Below are 3,737 nucleotides of genomic sequence, written 5' to 3'. Positions count from 1 at the left end.
GCGGGCACGGCGGTGGCGGGGGCGATCGGCTTTGTCGGGCTGGTGGTGCCGCATATCCTGCGCCCGGTGGTCGGCGCGCGGCCCTCACGGTTGCTGGCAGCCTCGGCGCTGGGCGGGGCGGCGATGGTGCTCGCCGCCGATATCGCTGTGCGGATGATCCTGCCTGAGCGCGACCTGAAACTGGGGGTGCTGACCGCTATTGTCGGCGCGCCGCTGTTTTTGCACCTCATCTACCGCACGCGGAGGGAGGGGCTATGACTGCGCCCCTTCTGACCCTGCGCGATTTCTCCGTCGCACGCGGCCCCTGCGATGTGCTGCGCGACGTCTCGCTGACCATCACGGCGGGGGAATGTGTGGGCCTGATCGGCCCCAACGGCGCCGGAAAAACCACGCTGATGCGCGCGGCGCTTGGCCTGATGCCGGCGCGCGGGCATTCCTCGCTGAGCGCGCTTGACCGGCTGGTGCGCGCGCGCACCGTCGCATGGCTGCCCCAGCAGCGCGAGATCGCCTGGCCGGTCAGCGTGGAGACCCTGATCGCGCTGGGCCGCAACCCGCACCGCGCGCCGGGCCACGCGCCAACGCCCGAAGACAGCAAAGCCATCGACAGCGCCATCGCCCGGATGGGGCTGGAGAGTTTCCGCAGCCGCGCCGCCAACCAGCTTTCGGGCGGCGAGCAGGCGCGCGTGCTGATCGCCCGCGCACTGGCGCAGCAAACCCCGCTTCTGATGGCCGACGAACCGGCGGCGGGGCTGGACCCGGCCAGCCAGATCACCCTCATGACGCTGTTCGCGGAACAGGCCGCAGCGGGTGATGCCGTGCTGTGCTCGATGCATGATCTGGGCCTCGCCGCGCGCCATTGCACCCGGCTTCTGGTGCTGCATCGCGGGCAGTTAGTGGCCGATGGCCCGCCCGCCGCCGTGCTGACCGCTGATCTGCTGGCCGAGGTTTTCCAGATCACCGCCCATTTCGCGCAAACCCCGCAAGGCCCGGTGTTCCAGCCGCTGGGGGTGATCCGATGATCACGCTTGCCGCCCCTTGGCTGGAGTATGACCTGGGCGCACCGCATCAGGTGCTCAGCTGGTCCGTCAACCGCCCCGGCTATCAGACAGCCCGGCGCATTCTGTGGCGTGAGATCCGAAATGCCGATCTGCCGCCGGGGCTGGATGTCGGCGCGTGGCTGGCGCGGGAACTGGCGGCACGAGGGTCTGAGGATGCCATCTGCCTGCTGACCTCGCGCCGGATCGACCGTCATGTGCTGCGCGAAGCCACGGAAAACGCGGTGACCGCGCAGGCGCTCGCCACCGTCGGCCTGTCCAACGCCGAGCGTGTCGGCCACCGGATGGACCGCACCGACCGCGACTGGAACTGCGAACTGGGCGCGGCCTATGGCACCATCAACATCGCCGTCAAACTGAACCACCCCCTGTCGCAGACCGGCCTGCTTGAGGCGCTGAGCATCGCCACGCAGGCCCGCACCGCTGCCATCATGGATGCGGGCCACCGCCTGCCCAGCGGCACGGCCACCGGCACCGGCACCGATTGCATCGCCATGGCCGCGCCCGAGGGGGCCGATGATTACGCAGGCCTGCACACCGATACCGGCATCGCACTGGGCCGCGCGGTCTATGACGCCGTGTTGCAGGGCGCGCAGGACTGGACCGGCACCATCGGCCGTGTCACGGATGAAAGGACGCAACCATGACCCTTGATGCGCTCATCGCTTTCCTTGATCGCGGCGGCCCGGCAATGCTGGCCATCGCGCTTCTGTCCGTCGCCACGCTGACGCTGATCCTGTGGAAGGCCTGGGATCTGGCGCGCCTTGGCGCATGGTCGCGCGCGGCCTCCGAGGCGGCTTTGACCGACTGGCAGGCGGGCCGGACCGAGGCCGCCCTTACCCTCCTTGCGCCGCGCACCGGGCTGCGCGCCCACATGGCGCACCGGGCGATGGACAGCCTGCGCACCCTTCCCGAACCCGCCGCGCGCGAGGAAACGGTGCGGGTGGCGCGGGGCGGGCTGATGAAGGCGCGGCGCGGCCTGCGCGCGCTTGACCTGATCGCCACAATCGCACCGCTGATCGGGCTTCTGGGCACGGTTCTGGGCATGATTGAGGCCTTTCAGGCCCTGCAGGATTCCGGCAACCGCGCCGATCCGGCGGCGCTGGCAGGGGGCATCTGGCAGGCGCTGCTGACCACCGCTGCGGGCATGGCCGTGGCGATCCCGGCATCCATGGCGCTGAGCTGGTTTGACAGCGTGACCGACCGGTTGCAGGCCGAGATGGAAGACCTCGCCACCCGCATCTTTGTCGCCCGGCAGGCAGCGCCACAGGCCCGGCCATGATCACCCTTGGCCCGCCCCGCCCCCGTCGCCGCATGAGCCTGACGCCGATGATCGACGTGGTGTTCCTGCTGCTGATCTTCTTCATGCTGGCGGCGCGCTTCGGGGTTGAGGGGGTTCTGGCGCTGTCGGGCGGCACGGGTGGCGGGCAGGGCTGGTCCGGCCCGCCCCGGCTGGTGGAATTCGCACCGGGCGGGGCGTGGCTGAACGGCAGCCCCCTTTCCGCCGAGGCGCTGCCCGGCGCCCTTGCGCCGCTGATGCAAGGTCCGGATGACCCCGTCATCCTGCGCCCGCGCGACGGGGCCAGCCTGCAACATCTGACCGATCTGTCCGAACGGCTGGTGGCCGGGGGCCTGACGCGGCTTGTTCTGGTGGAGCCGTAGCATGGATTTTCTGCCCCCCCGCCCCCGGCCCCGGCGCGAGGCCATCCTGCCGATGATCAATGTGGTCTTCCTGCTGCTGATCTTCTTCCTGATGACCGCCCAGATCGCCCCGCCGCCGCCCTTTGACATCTCCCCGCCCGAAGCCGCATCTGACGCCACCCCGGATGCCGCCGGGGCCGCGCCCCGCACCCTCTGGCTGGATGCCACGGGTGGGTTGATGCATGACGACCTCACTGGCGATGCCGCCCTTGCCATGCTTGCGGCGGGCGACGGGCCGGTGCTGATCCGCGCTGACGCCGCGCTGCCAGCGGCTGATCTGGCGCGGCTGATGCGCCGGTTGACGGCGCTGGGTATCGGTGACCTGCGGCTGGCCACACTGCAACGCGGGGCGCCATGAAACCGCTGCTGGAGATCGCACCCTTTCTGGCCGTGGCCGTCGCGGCCCATGTCGGTGCCTTTGCGCTGGTGGCGCAGGGCGGCGTCAGCGCGGGCGGAGATGGCGGGCAGGGGCAGATCACGCTTGAGGGAGGTGATGCGGCGCTGGCAGCCCTTGTCGCGGCATGGGAGCGCCCGCCGGAACTGGCACCGTCGCCCGCCCTTGCCGGGCCAGCCCTCACAGACCTCGCCACAACGGCAGACAGCCTGCCGCAACCGCGCCCCTCCGTCACACCGGAACTGCCCGGGCTGCAGGCGATGGAGCAACCGGCCCCGGCCTCTGACACCACGCCGGATACCACAGCCCCGGCGCCGCCTCCCGCGCCGCGCGTCGCCCTGATCACCGACCCTGCCGCACTGCCGGAGCGGCCCGCGCTGCCCGATACCACCGAGGCCTTCGCCCCCCTGCCCCCGGCAGCGCCCGCCCTTGCCGCGCTGCCCGAGCGGGCCGAATTGGTCAATGAATCGCCCGATACGCTACCAGATACATCCCCACCCCCGCCTCTGCCTCCGCTGGCTGAGGCCCCTGAGCGCTCACCCCATCCTCCGGCGCGCCCGCAGCCCCGGCGCGACACCGCAACCGCC

Annotated in this window: 6 protein-coding genes and 1 pseudogene; all 7 read left to right on the top strand. The window is 71.1% G+C overall.

Going from position 1 to position 3,737, the window contains the following annotated elements:
• A partial coding sequence (locus tag V7Q53_RS23220; protein ID WP_333831402.1) for an iron chelate uptake ABC transporter family permease subunit occupies positions 1 to 258 on the top strand: 258 nt, incomplete at its 5' end.
• Positions 255 to 1,019: an ABC transporter ATP-binding protein gene (locus tag V7Q53_RS23215; RefSeq protein WP_333831400.1), complete on the top strand. Its 765-nt coding sequence runs from the start codon at positions 255 to 257 to the stop codon at positions 1,017 to 1,019. The genes V7Q53_RS23220 and V7Q53_RS23215, both read left to right, overlap by 4 nt.
• Complete coding sequence (locus tag V7Q53_RS23210; protein WP_333831398.1) at positions 1,016 to 1,702, top strand: adenosylcobinamide amidohydrolase; 687 nt, start codon at positions 1,016 to 1,018, stop codon at positions 1,700 to 1,702. The genes V7Q53_RS23215 and V7Q53_RS23210 overlap by 4 nt, the downstream gene beginning before the upstream one ends.
• Complete coding sequence (locus tag V7Q53_RS23205; protein WP_333831396.1) at positions 1,699 to 2,337, top strand: MotA/TolQ/ExbB proton channel family protein; 639 nt, start codon at positions 1,699 to 1,701, stop codon at positions 2,335 to 2,337. The genes V7Q53_RS23210 and V7Q53_RS23205 overlap by 4 nt, the downstream gene beginning before the upstream one ends.
• A complete protein-coding gene (locus V7Q53_RS23200; RefSeq protein WP_333831394.1) occupies positions 2,334 to 2,717 on the top strand; it encodes an ExbD/TolR family protein in 384 nt (127 codons plus the stop codon). The genes V7Q53_RS23205 and V7Q53_RS23200 overlap by 4 nt, the downstream gene beginning before the upstream one ends.
• 1 nt (position 2,718) lies before the next feature.
• Positions 2,719 to 3,114 (top strand): ExbD/TolR family protein, encoded by a 396-nt coding sequence (locus V7Q53_RS23195; protein WP_333831393.1) that lies wholly within the window; start codon positions 2,719 to 2,721, stop codon positions 3,112 to 3,114.
• Positions 3,111 to 3,737, top strand: a pseudogene (locus V7Q53_RS23190) (hypothetical protein); the annotation flags it as partial. The gene V7Q53_RS23195 and the pseudogene V7Q53_RS23190, both read left to right, overlap by 4 nt.

This window comes from Pararhodobacter sp., from assembly GCF_036802785.1.
In the GTDB taxonomy this organism is placed as follows: domain Bacteria; phylum Pseudomonadota; class Alphaproteobacteria; order Rhodobacterales; family Rhodobacteraceae; genus Pararhodobacter.
The sequence above is the reverse complement of the archived record's forward strand: the minus strand, read 5'-3'. Positions and strand labels throughout refer to the sequence as shown.

Bases quoted from the DNA above. Each gene is read 5' to 3' on its own strand.
- V7Q53_RS23200 (WP_333831394.1), top strand. From the start codon at position 2,334: ATGATCACCCTTGGCCCGCCCCGCCCCCGTCGCCGCATGAGCCTGACG.
- V7Q53_RS23205 (WP_333831396.1), top strand. From the start codon at position 1,699: ATGACCCTTGATGCGCTCATCGCTTTCCTTGATCGCGGCGGCCCGGCA.
- V7Q53_RS23210 (WP_333831398.1), top strand. From the start codon at position 1,016: ATGATCACGCTTGCCGCCCCTTGGCTGGAGTATGACCTGGGCGCACCG.
- V7Q53_RS23215 (WP_333831400.1), top strand. From the start codon at position 255: ATGACTGCGCCCCTTCTGACCCTGCGCGATTTCTCCGTCGCACGCGGC.
- V7Q53_RS23195 (WP_333831393.1), top strand. From the start codon at position 2,719: ATGGATTTTCTGCCCCCCCGCCCCCGGCCCCGGCGCGAGGCCATCCTG.